This is a genomic window from Pseudomonas reactans (assembly GCF_013385825.1).
Taxonomy (GTDB): domain Bacteria; phylum Pseudomonadota; class Gammaproteobacteria; order Pseudomonadales; family Pseudomonadaceae; genus Aquipseudomonas; species Aquipseudomonas reactans.
The window spans coordinates 312,626-327,571 of record NZ_JACAPG010000023.1 but is presented as its reverse complement, the minus strand read 5'-3'; the positions used below and the strand labels follow the sequence as shown (position 1 = coordinate 327,571).

The following is a 14,946-nucleotide window of genomic DNA, read 5'->3' as shown; positions in this document are numbered from 1 at the left end:
CTGGGTTCGCAACCCATTCAACCCAGCAAGGCGTGCTGGCCATTGCCGAACGTCAGGTACTCCACCAACTCCGGCAACGGCAGCGGCTTGCTGATCAGGTATCCCTGGGCCTGGTCGCAGCCAAACAGCCTCAACAGCGCAAGCTGCTCCGGCGTTTCCACGCCTTCAGCGACCACTTCGAGGTTGAGGTTGTGCGCCAGGTTGATCATGGCGTGCACCAGCTTGCGGTTCTCTTCGCGCTCTTCCATGCCGCCGACAAAGCTCTTGTCGATCTTCAGCAAGGCAATCGGCAGGCTGTTGAGGTGCACGAACGATGAGAAGCCGGTGCCAAAGTCATCCAGGGAAAACCGCACACCCAGGCGGCCGAGGGCGTCCATGGTCTGCTTGACCAGGTCGCTGCGGCGCATCACGGCGGTTTCGGTGAGTTCAAACTCCAGCCATTGCGCCTCCACGCCCCGCTCGGCAATCAGCCGACTGAGGGTGGAGAGCAACTGGCTGTCCTGGAACTGGCGGAACGACAGGTTGACCGCCATGTGCAGCGGCGGCAGGCCGCGTTCGCGCAGGTCCTGCATGTCGCGCAGGGCGCGGGAGATCACCCAGTAGCCCAACGGCACGATCAGCCCGCTTTGCTCGGCCAGGGGCACAAATTCACTCGGCGGCAACAGGCCGCGCTCGCCATGCCGCCAGCGCACCAGGGCTTCAAGGCCGACGATGTGCCCGTCGTCCAGGTCCAGGCGCGGTTGGTAATGCAGCTCCAGTTCGTCACGACGCAGGGCGCGGCGCAGCTCACTTTCCAGGTCGGCCAGGCTGCGTGCGTTGCGATTGATGCGTTCATTGAAGATATGAAAGGTGCAGCCCTGGGTGCTCTTCGCCTGTTGCATGGCGATATGGGCATGCCACATCAGCGGGTCGGCGCCAGCACGGGCGCGGGCATGGGCCACGCCCAGGCTGCAGCCGATCAGCAGGCTTTCGCCATCCACCCAGTAGGGTTCCGCCATGACTTCGGTGATGCGCTCGGCCATCCACTCGGCACGCTGAGGTGCGCGACGGGTGTCGATCAATAGCGCGAATTCGTCACTGCCCAGGCGCGCCAGTTGGTCACCGACCTCAAGCTGGCTCTTGAGCCGCGAGACCACTTGCAGGATCAGCCGGTCGCCGGCCTGATGGCCGAGGGCATCGTTGGCGTGACGAAAATTGTCGAGGTCCAAATGGCCGAGGGCCAGGCCACGGCCTTCATTTTCGGCCAGGCGCGCGGTCAGCAGGGTCTGGAAGCCCTGGCGGTTGGCGATCCCGGTGAGCGGGTCCTGTTCGGCCAGGCGTTGCAGGGTGTTTTCCAATACCCCGCGCTCGCGGACGTGGCGCAGGCAGCGGCGCACTGTATCGGCATCCAATACATCCCGTACCAGCCAATCGCTGACGCCAAGCGGCGAAACCAACGGTTCCTGCTCCAGCAGCAATACACACGGCAGGCTGCAGCGGCCAGGACCGGGTTGCAGGCTGGGCGTGGTCAACAGCACGGCGCTGTGGTCGTCATCGAACAGACGGCTCACGGACTCCCAATTTGGCGCGCTGATCAGCACAGCCCCATCGCCCATCGGCGCCAGGCACTCGCGCAACAACGCTGCCCACGCCGGCTCATCGGCCAGCAGCAGCAAACGCAAGGGTTCGACAGGCGTAGACAAGCTAGCTCCCTAGACTCTGCAAAATTTCGTGGCGGCGGGCATTATGACGTGCGGCCAGATAATCACCAATGATAGGGGTTATCAAACACGCGAACTGTAAACATTAGTCGCAAATAACCCCGACATCCTGCGGCAAAGTATCAAAACCGGCAAATTTAGATCGAGTGGTACGTCACACTGTCGTTCTGACAGAGCAGAATCCTGCGAGCCTGTTAAAATGCCCGCCCTTTTGAACAACGACTCCTGAAATTCTGTATGTCCCGACTCAATCCCCGGCAGCAAGAAGCCGTGAACTACGTCGGCGGCCCTCTATTGGTGCTCGCCGGTGCAGGCTCCGGCAAGACCAGCGTGATCACCCGCAAGATCGCGCACCTGATCCAGCAGTGCGGCATCCGCGCCCAGTACATCGTCGCCATGACCTTTACCAACAAGGCGGCGCGGGAAATGAAGGAGCGCGTCGGCACCCTGCTCAAGGGTGGCGAAGGCCGCGGCCTCACCGTGTGCACCTTCCACAACCTGGGCCTGAACATTATCCGCAAGGAGCATGTACGCCTTGGCTATAAGCCCGGTTTCTCGATCTTCGACGAAACCGACGTGAAGTCGCTGATGACCGACATCATGCAAAAGGAATACGCAGGCGACGACGGCGTGGACGAGATCAAGAACATGATCGGCGCCTGGAAAAACGACCTGATTCTGCCCGCCCAGGCCCTGGAAAACGCACGCAATCCCAAGGAACAGACCGCCGCCATCGTCTACACCCACTACCAGCGCACGCTCAAGGCGTTCAACGCGGTGGACTTCGACGACCTGATCCTGCTGCCGGTGAAGCTGTTCGAAGAACACGCCGACATCCTCGAAAAATGGCAGAACAAGGTGCGCTACCTGCTGGTGGACGAATACCAGGACACCAACGCCAGCCAATACCTGCTGGTGAAAATGCTGATCGGCAAGCGCAACCAATTCACCGTGGTCGGCGACGATGACCAGTCGATCTACGCTTGGCGCGGTGCCCGCCCGGAAAACCTGATGCTGCTCAAGGACGACTACCCGTCCCTGAAAGTGGTGATGCTGGAGCAGAACTACCGCTCCACCAGCCGCATCCTGCGCTGCGCCAACGTGCTGATCTCGAACAACCCCCACGAATTTGAAAAACAACTGTGGAGTGAGATGGGCCACGGCGACGAGATCCGCGTGATCCGCTGCCGCAACGAAGACGCCGAAGCCGAGCGCGTGGCCGTGGAAATCCTCAGCCTGCACTTGCGCACCGACCGGCCTTACAGTGATTTTGCGATCCTGTACCGCGGCAACTACCAGGCCAAGCTGATCGAGCTGAAGTTACAGCATCACCAGGTGCCGTATCGCCTGTCGGGCGGCAACAGCTTTTTCGGACGCCAGGAAGTGAAAGACCTGATGGCCTACTTCCGCCTGATCGTAAACCCGGACGACGACAACGCCTTCCTGCGCGTGATCAACGTGCCGCGCCGCGAGATCGGCTCCACCACCCTGGAAAAACTCGGTAACTACGCCACCGAACGCAAGATCTCGATGTACGCCGCCACCGACGAAATCGGCCTGGGCGAACACCTGGACACGCGCTTCACCGATCGCCTGTCGCGCTTCAAGCGCTTCATGGACAAGGTGCGCGAGCAGTGCGCCGGCGAAGACCCGATCAGCGCCCTGCGCAGCATGGTCATGGACATCGACTACGAAAATTGGCTGCGCACCAACAGTTCCAGCGACAAGGCGGCGGATTACCGCATGAGCAACGTCTGGTTTCTGATCGAAGCGCTGAAGAACACCCTGGAAAAAGACGAAGACGGCGAAATGACCGTCGAAGACGCCATCGGCAAGCTGGTGCTGCGCGACATGCTCGAGCGCCAGCAGGAAGAGGAAGACGGCGCCGAAGGCGTGCAGATGATGACCTTGCATGCGTCCAAGGGCCTGGAATTTCCTTACGTGTTCATCATGGGCATGGAAGAGGAAATCCTCCCGCACCGCTCCAGTATCGAAGCCGACACCATCGAAGAAGAACGCCGCCTGGCCTACGTGGGGATTACCCGCGCGCGTCAGACGCTGGCCTTCACCTTTGCCGCCAAGCGCAAGCAATACGGCGAAATCATCGATTGTGCCCCCAGCCGGTTCCTGGATGAACTGCCGCCGGACGACCTGGCCTGGGAAGGCAATGACGACACCCCGACCGAGGTGAAGGCCGTTCGCGGCAACACCGCCTTGGCGGATATACGCGCGATGTTAAAGCGCTAGAATCGACTACTTTTTAATCTACTTTCGGCGCGCACCGCGCCATTAGAGGAAGCTTTCCGTGGAAGCACTGCACAAGAAAATTCGCGAAGAAGGCATCGTGCTTTCCGATCAGGTACTCAAGGTCGACGCCTTTCTGAACCACCAGATCGACCCGGCACTGATGAAACTGATCGGCGACGAATTCGCCGCACTGTTCAAGGATTCGGGCATCACCAAGATCGTCACCATCGAAGCCTCCGGCATCGCCCCGGCGATCATGACCGGCCTGAACCTGGGCGTACCGGTGATCTTTGCACGCAAGCAGCAATCCCTGACCCTCACGGAAAACCTGCTGTCGGCGACGGTGTACTCCTTCACCAAGAAGGTCGAAAGCACCGTGGCGATCTCCCCGCGCCACCTGACCAGCAGCGACCGTGTGCTGGTGATCGATGACTTCCTGGCCAATGGCAAGGCGTCCCAGGCGCTGATCTCGATCATCAAGCAGGCCGGCGCAACGGTCGCCGGTTTGGGGATTGTGATTGAGAAGTCATTCCAGGGTGGCCGTGCGGAGTTGGACGCGCAGGGTTATCGGGTTGAGTCGCTGGCGCGGGTGAAGTCGTTGGAAGGCGGCGTAGTGACCTTCATCGAATAATCAACGCCGCACCCGTAGGAGCGAGCTTGCTCGCTCCTACAATGCAGAGGCTTGAAGTCCTGCGAGCAAAAGCCGCTGATACAGATCCTCTTTCAGCCCCTCCGGCTTATCCAACCGCATCCGTTTCAGATGCTCTGGAAACGCCTCCGGCTCCGGCGCATCCAACGCCGCCTTGCCCAGCTCCAGCATCTCCGTCAGCTTGAATTTGCTCTTGAGCCAGTTCAACGCCCGCAACAAATCGCGCTCTTCCTCCGTGAAATCGCTGCCCAGCGGATACTCCGGGAACAGCCGGCGATGCCGCGCTTGAATACCTTGCAGCCGCTCCGGCGTGTTGTCGGCAAAACGCGGATCCAACCGGAAATCCTTCGGCAACTTGCCGGCCTTCTGTGCCTGTTCGATCAAATCGTCCTGGAAGCGTGAGTCGGTGATATTGAGCAACGCCTCGATCACCTTGGCATCTGTCTGCCCGCGCAAATCAGCAATGCCGTACTCGGTAATGACGATATCCCGCAGATGCCGAGGAATCGTGCAGTGGCCATAATCCCAGACGATATTGGAACTGACCTCCCCCCCCGACTCGCGCCAGCTGCGCAGGATCAGGATCGAGCGCGCACCTTCCAGCGCATGCCCTTGGGCAACAAAGTTGTACTGCCCGCCCACGCCGCTGAGCACGCGACCGTCCTCCAACTGATCGGCCACGCCCGCGCCGAGCAACGTCACCATGATCGCGCTGTTGATAAACCGCGCATCCAGGCGTTGCAGGCGCTTGAGTTCTTCCTGGCCGTACAGTTCGTTGATGTAGCTGATGCGGGTCATGTTGAATTCGAGGCGTTTGGCGTGGGTCATTTCCTGCAGGCGCTGATAGAAACTTCTCGGGCCGAGGAAAAAACCGCCGTGGATCGAGATGCCATCCGGCTGCGCAGCATCGTCAAGCATGCCGGCGTTAGCCTGTTCCTGGGTCGCCACGTCGGGGTAGACCTTGCGGCGGATAATCCCCGCGTCCGCCAGCACCAGCAGGCCGTTGACGAACATTTCGCTGCAACCGTAGAGGCCACGGGAGAACGGATCGACACCGCCTTCGTGACTGATCAGCGGCGCCCACTGGTAAACGTCCAAGTCCGTCAGCAGCAATCGGTAGGCTTCGTTATCCGCCTGGCGCGCGAGCAACGCGGCGGTCAGCGCATCGCCCATGGAACCTATGCCGATCTGCAAGGTGCCGCCATCGCGCACCAGGGTGCTGGCATGCAGGCCGATAAAGTGGTCCTGGAACCCCACCGGCATGTTCGGCGTGGAAAACAGCGTGGTGCTGTCTTTTTCATCGATCAGGTAATCGAAGGCGTCCATCCCCAGTTCAGCGTCCCCGGGCATGTAAGGCAAGTCGCTGTGAACCTGGCCGACCACCAGAATGGTTTCGCCGGCCTCACGACGCTTGGCAATCATGGGCAATAGGTCGAGGGTGATATCCGGGTTGCAGCTCAGGCTCAGGCGATCCGGATGCTCACTGCTGCTGGCGACCAATTGCGCCACCAGATTCAACCCTGCGGCGTTGATATCGCGGGCGGCGTGGCTGTAGTTACTGCTCACGTAGTCCTGCTGCGCCGACTCGCTGTGCAGCAAGCTGCCGGGCTGCATGAAGAACTGCTGCACATGGATATTTTTCGGGAGGCTGTCTTTGTGCAGGTCGGCAAGGAAATCCAGCTCGGGGTAATCGCCAAACACCCGCTCGATAAAGGGTTCGAGAAAGCGCTTCTGCAAACCATTGCCCATCGTCGGCCGGCCCAGGCTCAGCGCGGTGTAGATCGTCAGTGCCCGCTCCGGCAACTTGGCGACGCGCCGGTACAGCGCGTTGGCAAACAGGTTCGGCTTGCCCAAGCCCAACGGCATGCCCATGTGGATATGCGCCGGCAACCGCTCCAGCACATCGTCAACTGCTTGCTCGATTGAACACAACTGCACCATCCGACCCTCCTGAACATTCCATGATTAGGGGTTGGACCGAGCTTGCCGGGTCTTTGCTGCAAAGAACAGCGCTGAAACATAAATCACAGATACAAAAAAGCCGCTCGTAAGCGGCTTTTTGACGAAGATCGGTTTATTTCAACCCGGACATCTTCTCGATCGCACCTTTCAGGTCATCATCCGAGCAATCAGCACAAGTGCCTTTGGGCGGCATCGCGTTCAGGCCGGTGATGGCCTTGGCCAGCAGACCGTCGAGGCCGCCCTGGTGGTCGGCGCGTTCTTTCCAGGCGGCTGTATCGCCGATTTTCGGCGCGCCCAACAGGCCGGTGCCGTGACAAGCGTTGCAGTGCTTGGCGATGATCTCATCCGGCGTCTTCGCAGCGCCACCGCCTGCGGCGACCGCCACTTCCATGCCCTTGCACTCCTGGCCCTGGACGCAGACTTGGCCGACCGGCTCCAGGCGCTTGGCAATATCATCATTGGTCGCAGCTTGAGCGCTGACAGCCCATAGGGCCAGTACGGTTGCTGGTGCAGCCAGCATTTTCATAATTAGGTTCACGCGTTCACCCTCAATGGTGGCTATTCACGCCTGCGGCCACGGTTTCGCAGGCGGCGAAAGTATAACGGTTAGCCCGCCTGGCCGAAACAACCCTATTAAATAAAGGGAGATTGGGCTTCACGGATACAGCTACGGGAGTCTCTGCAACGCTGGCAGGACGCCTCTTTTCTTAAAAGTTCGCGGGTGTGGCTGCGCTGATTAGTCGCGCCGGCACGTCGAACGGATTGCGAAAACGATGAGGCTTGGTGCTTTCAAAGTAGTAGCTATCGCCGGCTTCGAGCACAAAAGTTTCAAGACCGACCACCAACTCCAGTCGACCTTCCACCAGGATCCCGGTTTCTTCGCCTTCGTGGGTGAGCATTTCTTCGCCCGTGTCGGCGCCCGGTGGGTAGATTTCGTTGAGAAACGCAATCGCCCGGCTGGGGTGCGCCCGGCCTACCAATTTCATGGTGACGGCGCCGTCAGAGATGTCGATCAGCTCATTGGCTTTATAGACGATCTGCGTCGGTATTTCCTGCAGGATCTCCTCGGAAAAGAACTCGACCATGGACATGGGGATGCCGCCCAGCACCTTGCGCAAGGAGCTGATCGAGGGGCTGACGCTGTTTTTTTCGATCATCGAAATGGTGCTGTTGGTGACACCCGCGCGCTTGGCGAGCTCGCGCTGGGAAAGACCCTTCAGTTTACGGATGGATTGCAGTCGTTCGCCGACGTCCAATGCAGGAGCCTCCTAGGATTCAGGCTTTGTTGTAATTGAGCGTTATCATGGCGACAGCGTTCAGTATTTACAACACTTGGGCCTAAATCCCGGGCGGTTGTGTTCGTACCGGGCGATCAAGCGCCGGAATAGAGCCTTGGCACGCGGCGCAGGTTGCAGAACAGTTGGTAGGGAATGGTCTCGGCGGCCACCGCAACATCACTGGCAAGGATGTTTTTACCCCACAGTTCCACGGTGGAACCGAGCCCGGCCTGCGGCACGTCCGTCAGGTCGATGCACAGCATGTCCATGGACACACGCCCCAACAATTGGCTGCGCTGCCCCGCCACCAGCACCGGCGTGCCGGTTGGCGCGTGACGCGGGTAGCCATCGGCATAACCCATGGCAACCACGCCGATGCGCATCGGCTTGGGCGTGATGAATTTGGCGCCGTAACCCACCGGCTCACCCGCTGGCAGTTCACGCACGCAGATCACCTTGGATTCCAGGGTCATTACCGGCTGCAAACGGGCCGCCACGGCCTGGTCTTCGCCAAACGGGGTGGCACCGTAAAGCATGATGCCGGGGCGCACCCAGTCGCTGGACACATTTGGCCAGCCCATCACCGATGGTGAATTGCGCAGGCTGACCTCAGCCGACAAGCCCTGGCGCGCCGCCTCGAACACCGCTACCTGCTCATCGCTGCGCACACAGTCGAGTTCATCGGCGCGCGCGAAGTGGCTCATCAACACGATCTTGGCGACTTTGCCACTGGCCAGCAGGCGTTGGTAAGCCTCGTGATAATCCTTCGGATGCAGGCCAACACGGTGCATGCCGGAATCGAGTTTGAGCCAGATAGTCAGCGGCTTGCTCAGCTTGGCCTGTTCGATCGCATCCAACTGCCACAGCGAATGCACCACGCACCAGAAGTCATGCTCGATGATCAGCGGCAGCTCGTCGGCCTCGAAAAAACCTTCCAGCAACAGCACCGGCGCACGAATTCCGGCGGCACGCAGCTCCAGGGCTTCCTCGATACACGCCACGGCAAACCCATCGGCCTCGGCTTCCAGCGCCTGGGCCACGCGTACGGCGCCATGCCCGTAGGCATCGGCCTTGATCACGGCAAGGGCCTTGGCCCCCGTGACTTCACGGGCCAATTGGTAGTTGTGGCGCAGGGCTTGGAGGTCGATCAGGGCACGGGCAGGACGCATGGCGGCAGGCTTCTAGGCGGCAGAGTGAAGAAAAACCGGCACCGACCAACAGCATCGGCACCGGGAGAGGGATCGTTGTTTAAGGCAAGGCCGCCACGACGGACAGCTCTACCAGGATTTCCGGTTCGCACAGCTTGGCTTCAACCGTGGCGCGGGCAGGTGCAACACCCTTGGGCAGCCACTTGTCCCACACCGCGTTCATGCCGGCGAAATCGGCGTCGATGTCTTTCAGGTAGATCGTCACCGACAGCAGCTTGCTCTTGTCCGTGCCAGCCAGGTCGAGCAAACGCTCAATATTGGCCAGGGTTTCACGGGTCTGCTGTTCAATCCCGGCGTTCATGTCGTCACCGACTTGCCCGGCCAGATACACGGTACCGCTGTGAACAACGATCTGGCTCATGCGCTCATTGGTGAGCTGGCGCTGGATTGACATGTTGTGCGGACTCCTGGTGGTTGCCATAACGGGAAATATCGAGGCCTTCGGCGCTGATCTGCGGGGTCTTCGAAGCCATCAGGTCAGCCAGCAAGCGACCGGACCCACAGGCCATGGTCCAACCGAGGGTGCCATGGCCGGTATTCAGGAACAGGTTCTTGAACGGAGTGGCACCGACAATCGGCGTACCGTCGGGGGTGGTCGGACGCAGGCCGGTCCAGAAAGTGGCTTCGGTCAAATCGCCGCCCTGAGGATAAAGGTCGTTGACGATCATCTCCAGGGTTTCGCGTCGACGCGGGTTCAGCGACAGGTCAAAACCGGCGATTTCAGCCATGCCACCGACACGGATGCGGTTGTCGAAACGGGTGATCGCGACCTTGTAGGTCTCGTCGAGAATGGTCGAAGTCGGCGCCATCGCCGGGTTGGTGATTGGCACGGTCAACGAGTAACCCTTGAGCGGGTACACCGGGGCCTTGATCCCCAGCGGCTTGAGCAATTTCGGCGAGTAACTGCCGAGGGCCAGTACGTAGCGGTCGGCGGTTTCCAGCTTGCCATCGATCCACACGCCGTTGATGCGGTCACCGGCGTAGTCGAGGCGCTGGATGTCTTGTTCGAAGCGGAACTCCACGCCCAGTTGCTTGCACATGTCGACCAGGCGGGTGGTGAACATCTGGCAGTCGCCGGTCTGGTCGTTCGGAAGGCGCAAGGCACCCGCGAGGATATCGGTGACGCTGGCCAGCGCCGGCTCAACGCGGGCGATGCCGGCGCGGTCGAGCACTTCAAACGGCACGCCGGACTCCTTCAGCACAGCGATGTCCTTGGCCGCGCCATCCAGTTGTGCCTGGGTACGGAACAGTTGGGTCGTGCCGAGGCTACGGCCTTCGTAGGCAATGCCGGTTTCTGCGCGCAGTTCGTCGAGGCAGTCGCGGCTGTACTCGGACAGGCGCACCATGCGCTCCTTGTTCACCGCATAACGGTTGGCGGTGCAGTTGCGCAGCATCTGCGCCATCCACAGGTATTGATCGATATCGGCGGTGGCCTTGATCGCCAGCGGCGCGTGGCGCTGCAACAGCCATTTGATTGCCTTGAGCGGCACGCCCGGCGCAGCCCATGGCGACGCATAGCCTGGGGAAACCTGGCCGGCGTTGGCGAAACTGGTTTCCATGGCAGCGGCGGGCTGACGGTCGACGACCACCACTTCAAAGCCGGCCCGCGCCAAATAGTAGGCACTGGTCACACCAATGACGCCGCTACCCAAGACCAGAACGCGCATTTTTATATCCTCATCGCGGGCATGGCCGCTGACGTGTGTTATTCGAGCAATGATGAGCGCAGTTTAAAAAACAATTGCCAGTGCATTTCACTATATAACTGCCTATATTTGGCGACAATTCTCGGCAAAAACCCTTTTCACAGAGGCGTATCCCCTATGCGAACCAACACCCAGACCAAGCGGGAGCTGGACAAGATCGACCGCAACATCCTGCGCATCCTGCAAACCGACGGGCGCATTTCGTTCACGGAGTTGGGGGAAAAGGTTGGGTTGTCGACTACGCCCTGCACCGAGCGCGTGCGCCGGCTGGAGCGTGAAGGGATCATCATGGGTTACAACGCGCGGCTCAACCCGCAGCATTTGAAGGGTAGTTTGCTGGTATTTGTCGAGATCAGCCTGGATTACAAGTCTGGCGACACCTTTGAGGAGTTCCGCCGCGCGGTGCTGAAACTGCCCCATGTGCTGGAGTGCCACTTGGTCTCAGGCGACTTCGACTACCTGGTGAAAGCGCGGATTTCCGAGATGGCGTCGTACCGCAAACTGCTGGGGGATATCCTGCTCAAGTTGCCCCATGTGCGGGAGTCCAAGAGCTATATCGTGATGGAAGAGGTGAAAGAGAGCCTTAACCTGCCGATCCCGGACTGAAGAGCGGGCTAAACCAAAACCTGCCGTGTGCTCGCCATGTACTCATGGATCTGTTTCTCCACCCGCGGATGTATCAGCTCCACCGGGCGCCGCCCGTTCGGGCACGGCAAGGTCTTGGTGGTGCCGAACAGCCGGCAGATCAACGGTCGCTCGTCGTAGACCGTGCAGCCGTTGGGCCCCAGGTGCACGCAGTTCAGTTCATCCATGGCCGCATCCTGCTCGGCGGCGGTCTTGCGCGGCAGACGCGACATTTCCTCGGGCGAGGTCGTCACCGGCCCACAGCAGTCGTGGCAACCGGGGACGCACTCGAACGAAGGAATCTGCCGACGCAGCGCGCTGATTTTCTGACTGTTGCAACTCATCGAAACATATACCGAACGGCGAATAGGCGTGGATTCTGCCGCAAAACGCCCTGCGCAGACAGCTGCATCCGACCGCTGTATCCTGCGTCAAATTTTCCAAACAGGGAGGCTCCCATGACTGCCAGCGCCCGGCACACCACTTCCTATTACGCCGCCAGCAGCGTGCCGCAACCCGATTACCCGGTGCTGACAGGCGACGTGACAGCCGATGTGTGCGTGGTGGGCGGCGGTTTTTCCGGGCTGAACACGGCGCTTGAGCTGGCCGAGCGGGGGTTCAGCGTGGTGCTGCTGGAGGCACGCAAGATCGCCTGGGGCGCCAGCGGACGTAACGGCGGTCAGCTGATCCGTGGCGTCGGCCATGGCCTGGATCAGTTCACCAATGTGATTGGCACCGATGGCGTGCGCCAGATGAAGCTGATGGGCCTGGAAGCCGTGGAGATCGTGCGTGAGCGCGTCGAACGCTTCCAGATCCCCTGCGACCTGACCTGGGGTTACTGCGACCTCGCCAACAAGCCTCGCGACCTGCAAGGCCTGGCCGACGACGCGGAAGAGCTGCGCGGCCTGGGTTATCGTCACGAAGTGCGCTTGCTGCAGGCCAACGAGATGAGCAGCGTAATCGGTTCGGAGCGCTACGTGGGCGGCATGATCGATATGGGTTCCGGTCACCTGCACCCGCTGAACCTGGCCCTTGGCGAAGCCGCCGCCGCGCAGCAACTGGGCGTGAAGCTGTTCGAGCAATCTGAAGTCACCCGTATCGACTACGGCCCCGAAGTCAACGTGCACACCGCCCAGGGCAACGTGCGCGCCAAGACCCTGGTGCTGGCGTGCAATGCTTACCTCAATGGCCTCAACCCACACCTGAGCGGCAAAGTGTTGCCCGCCGGCAGCTACATCATCGCCACCGAGCCGTTGAGCGAAGTGCAGGCCGCCCACCTGCTGCCGCAAAACATGGCGGTGTGCGACCAGCGCGTCACCGTGGATTACTTCCGGCTGTCCGCCGACCGTCGCCTGCTGTTCGGCGGCGCTTGTCACTACTCCGGTCGCGATCCGAAGGACATCGGCGCCTACATGCGTCCGAAAATGCTCCAGGTTTTCCCGCAATTGGCTGACGTTAAAATCGATTATCAATGGGGCGGCATGATCGGCATCGGCGCCAACCGCTTGCCGCAGATTGGCCGCCTGGCCGACCAACCCAACGTGTATTACGCCCAGGCCTACGCCGGCCATGGCCTCAACGCCACCCACCTGGCGGGCAAGTTGCTGGCCGAGGCCATCAGTGGCCAGCAACAGGGGCGCTTCGACCTGTTCGCCCAGGTGCCGCACATCACCTTCCCCGGCGGCAAGCACCTGCGCTCGCCGCTGTTGGCGTTGGGGATGCTCTGGCACCGCCTCAAAGAGCGGGTGTGATTCAGTCGCGCCAGAAGGGTTTCAGACCTTCCTGGCGCGCCTGTTCGGCGGTCAACCCGACATCGCGCAGTTGTTCGCGGGTCAGATGCAGCAATGCCTTGCGCGTGTGACGACGGTGCCAGAACAGACCCCAGCGGCTGATATCGCGCGGCGCCGTCGCCCGCTCTTGCCCTGCCTGCAGTTCCTGACCGTGTAGCGCCAGCCGCACATCGCTCATGCCGTTCATTTTGCTGCCCCTCATTTGCCTTGTTGCCTTGAGTGGCAAGGATGGGCGCAAGGCGAAAACCATTACAGATTCAACCCAACTTTATTAAATCCATACAGATACTGCCTAATGGCGGCTGAATCCTGTATTTTCGGGCTATCTGTAATGGTTTCTCGGGAGCGACCGCCATGACCCTGTACATGAACCTCGCCGAATTACTGGGCACCCGCATCGAACAGGGCTTCTATCGCCCTGGAGACAGGCTGCCTTCTGTAAGGGCTTTAAGCGTGGAACACGGGGTCAGCCTGAGCACCGTGCAACAGGCCTATCGTTTGCTGGAAGACAACGGCCTGGCAATGCCGAAGCCGAAATCCGGCTACTTTGTGCCAGTCGGCCGCGAGTTGCCGGCCCTGCCCGAAGTTGGTCGTCCGGCACAGCGGCCCGTGGAGATATCCCAGTGGGACCAGGTACTGGAGCTGGTTCGCGCAGTCCCGCGCAAAGATGTCATACAGATGGGGCGCGGCATGCCGGACGTATTGTCGCCGACCATGAAGCCGCTGCTGCGTAGCCTGGCCCGCGTGAGCCGCCGCCAGGATCTGCCGGGGCTGTATTACGACAACATCCTCGGCTGTATGGAGTTGCGCGAGCAGGTCGCGCGACTGTCACTGGATTCCGGCTGCCAACTGACGGCCGAGGACATCGTGATTACCACCGGTTGCCATGAGGCGCTGTCCGCCAGCATCCATGCGATCTGCGAGCCTGGCGACATCGTCGCGGTGGACTCGCCGAGCTTCCACGGCGCCATGCAGACCCTCAAGGGCCTGGGCATGAAAGCCCTGGAAATCCCCACCGACCCGATCACCGGCATCAGCCTCGAAGCCCTGGAATTGGCGCTGGAACAATGGCCGATCAAGGTCATCCAGCTGACCCCCAACTGCAACAATCCCCTCGGCTACATCATGCCCGAGGCACGTAAAAAAGCACTGCTGACCCTGGCCCAGCGCTTTGACGTGGCGATCATCGAGGACGATGTGTATGGCGAGCTGGCCTACAGCTACCCGCGCCCGCGCACCATCAAGTCCTTCGATGAGGACGGCCGTGTAGTGCTGTGCAGCTCATTCTCGAAAACCCTGGCGCCAGGTTTGCGCATCGGTTGGGTCGCGCCGGGTCGCTATCTGGAACGGGTGCTGCACATGAAATACATCAGCACCGGCTGCACCGCGACACAACCGCAGATCGCCATTGCCGAATTCCTCAAAGGTGGCCACTTCGAACCGCATTTGCGGCGGATGCGCACCCAATACCAGCGCAATCGTGACTTGATGATCGACTGGGTCAGCCGCTACTTTCCGGCAGGCACCCGTGCCAGTCGCCCCCAAGGCAGCTTCATGCTCTGGGTCGAACTGCCGGAAGGCTTCGATACACTGAAACTCAACCGTATCCTGATTGAGCAAGGCGTACAGGTGGCCGTCGGCAGCATCTTTTCGGCGTCGGGCAAGTACCGGAACTGCCTGCGTATGAACTACGGTGCCAAGCCCACCCCGCAGATTGAAGAAGCCGTGCGCAAGGTGGGTGCAGCCGCCATCAAGATGCTGGCCGAGGCCGCCGACTGACCTT

The 14,946-nt window shown here is 60.7% G+C and carries 14 protein-coding genes; 5 read left to right on the top strand and 9 right to left on the bottom strand.

Translation table 11 applies throughout. The features are described from left to right. Window positions 1-17: 17 nt before the first annotated feature. Window positions 18-1,682 carry a putative bifunctional diguanylate cyclase/phosphodiesterase gene (locus HX868_RS27945; RefSeq protein WP_177005059.1) on the bottom strand — a complete coding sequence of 555 codons (1,665 nt, stop codon included), beginning with the start codon at window positions 1,680-1,682 and terminating at the stop codon, window positions 18-20. 255 nt (window positions 1,683-1,937) lie between these two features. Here HX868_RS27945 and rep point away from each other — a divergent pair, with 255 nt between their 5' ends. After that, complete coding sequence (gene rep, locus HX868_RS27940) at window positions 1,938-3,947, top strand: DNA helicase Rep (RefSeq protein WP_028618459.1); 2,010 nt, start codon at window positions 1,938-1,940, stop codon at window positions 3,945-3,947. Between the two features lie 58 nt (window positions 3,948-4,005). Continuing rightward, the gene (locus HX868_RS27935; protein WP_025856334.1) at window positions 4,006-4,578 is read left to right on the top strand and encodes a xanthine phosphoribosyltransferase; all 573 of its coding nucleotides are present in this window, start codon (window positions 4,006-4,008) and stop codon (window positions 4,576-4,578) included. Window positions 4,579-4,614: 36 nt separating this feature from the next. Here the strand turns inward: HX868_RS27935 and HX868_RS27930 are convergent, their stop codons facing one another. The 6 genes from HX868_RS27930 to dadA all read right to left on the bottom strand — a co-directional run bounded on the left by HX868_RS27930 (window position 4,615) and on the right by dadA (window position 10,710). Continuing rightward, window positions 4,615-6,537: an acetyl-CoA hydrolase/transferase C-terminal domain-containing protein gene (locus tag HX868_RS27930; RefSeq protein WP_177005058.1), complete on the bottom strand. Its 1,923-nt coding sequence runs from the start codon at window positions 6,535-6,537 to the stop codon at window positions 4,615-4,617. 133 nt (window positions 6,538-6,670) lie between these two features. Then, the gene (locus tag HX868_RS27925) at window positions 6,671-7,084 is read right to left on the bottom strand and encodes a c-type cytochrome (protein WP_177005080.1); all 414 of its coding nucleotides are present in this window, start codon (window positions 7,082-7,084) and stop codon (window positions 6,671-6,673) included. A gap of 181 nt (window positions 7,085-7,265) precedes the next feature. Then, window positions 7,266-7,814, bottom strand: a complete 549-nt coding sequence (locus HX868_RS27920; protein ID WP_003176893.1) for a cupin domain-containing protein — start codon at window positions 7,812-7,814, stop codon at window positions 7,266-7,268. A 116-nt stretch (window positions 7,815-7,930) separates the two neighbouring features. Next, a complete protein-coding gene (gene alr, locus HX868_RS27915) occupies window positions 7,931-9,004 on the bottom strand; it encodes an alanine racemase (RefSeq protein WP_177005057.1) in 1,074 nt (357 codons plus the stop codon). 79 nt (window positions 9,005-9,083) lie between these two features. Further along, window positions 9,084-9,437, bottom strand: a complete 354-nt coding sequence (locus HX868_RS27910) for a RidA family protein (RefSeq protein WP_028618462.1) — start codon at window positions 9,435-9,437, stop codon at window positions 9,084-9,086. Further along, on the bottom strand, window positions 9,409-10,710 hold the full coding sequence (gene dadA / locus HX868_RS27905) for a D-amino acid dehydrogenase (protein ID WP_177005056.1): 1,302 nt from the start codon (window positions 10,708-10,710) through the stop codon (window positions 9,409-9,411). The genes HX868_RS27910 and dadA overlap by 29 nt, the downstream gene beginning before the upstream one ends. A 156-nt stretch (window positions 10,711-10,866) precedes the next feature. Between dadA and HX868_RS27900 the strand changes: the two genes are divergently transcribed. Then, on the top strand, window positions 10,867-11,355 hold the full coding sequence (locus HX868_RS27900) for an Lrp/AsnC ligand binding domain-containing protein (protein ID WP_003176896.1): 489 nt from the start codon (window positions 10,867-10,869) through the stop codon (window positions 11,353-11,355). 8 nt (window positions 11,356-11,363) lie between these two features. Here the strand turns inward: HX868_RS27900 and HX868_RS27895 are convergent, their stop codons facing one another. After that, window positions 11,364-11,717, bottom strand: coding sequence for a YkgJ family cysteine cluster protein (locus HX868_RS27895; RefSeq protein WP_016975913.1), 354 nt, complete (start codon window positions 11,715-11,717; stop codon window positions 11,364-11,366). A gap of 114 nt (window positions 11,718-11,831) precedes the next feature. Here HX868_RS27895 and HX868_RS27890 point away from each other — a divergent pair, with 114 nt between their 5' ends. Next, window positions 11,832-13,124, top strand: a complete 1,293-nt coding sequence (locus HX868_RS27890; protein WP_177005055.1) for an NAD(P)/FAD-dependent oxidoreductase — start codon at window positions 11,832-11,834, stop codon at window positions 13,122-13,124. Between the two features lies 1 nt (window position 13,125). Here HX868_RS27890 and HX868_RS27885 read toward each other — a convergent pair whose 3' ends face one another. Continuing rightward, window positions 13,126-13,350, bottom strand: a complete 225-nt coding sequence (locus HX868_RS27885) for a DUF1127 domain-containing protein (protein ID WP_016975915.1) — start codon at window positions 13,348-13,350, stop codon at window positions 13,126-13,128. Window positions 13,351-13,517: 167 nt separating this feature from the next. On the opposite strand from HX868_RS27885, the gene HX868_RS27880 reads away from it, so the two are divergent. Further along, window positions 13,518-14,942 (top strand): aminotransferase-like domain-containing protein, encoded by a 1,425-nt coding sequence (locus tag HX868_RS27880; protein WP_177005054.1) that lies wholly within the window; start codon window positions 13,518-13,520, stop codon window positions 14,940-14,942. Window positions 14,943-14,946: the final 4 nt, after the last annotated feature.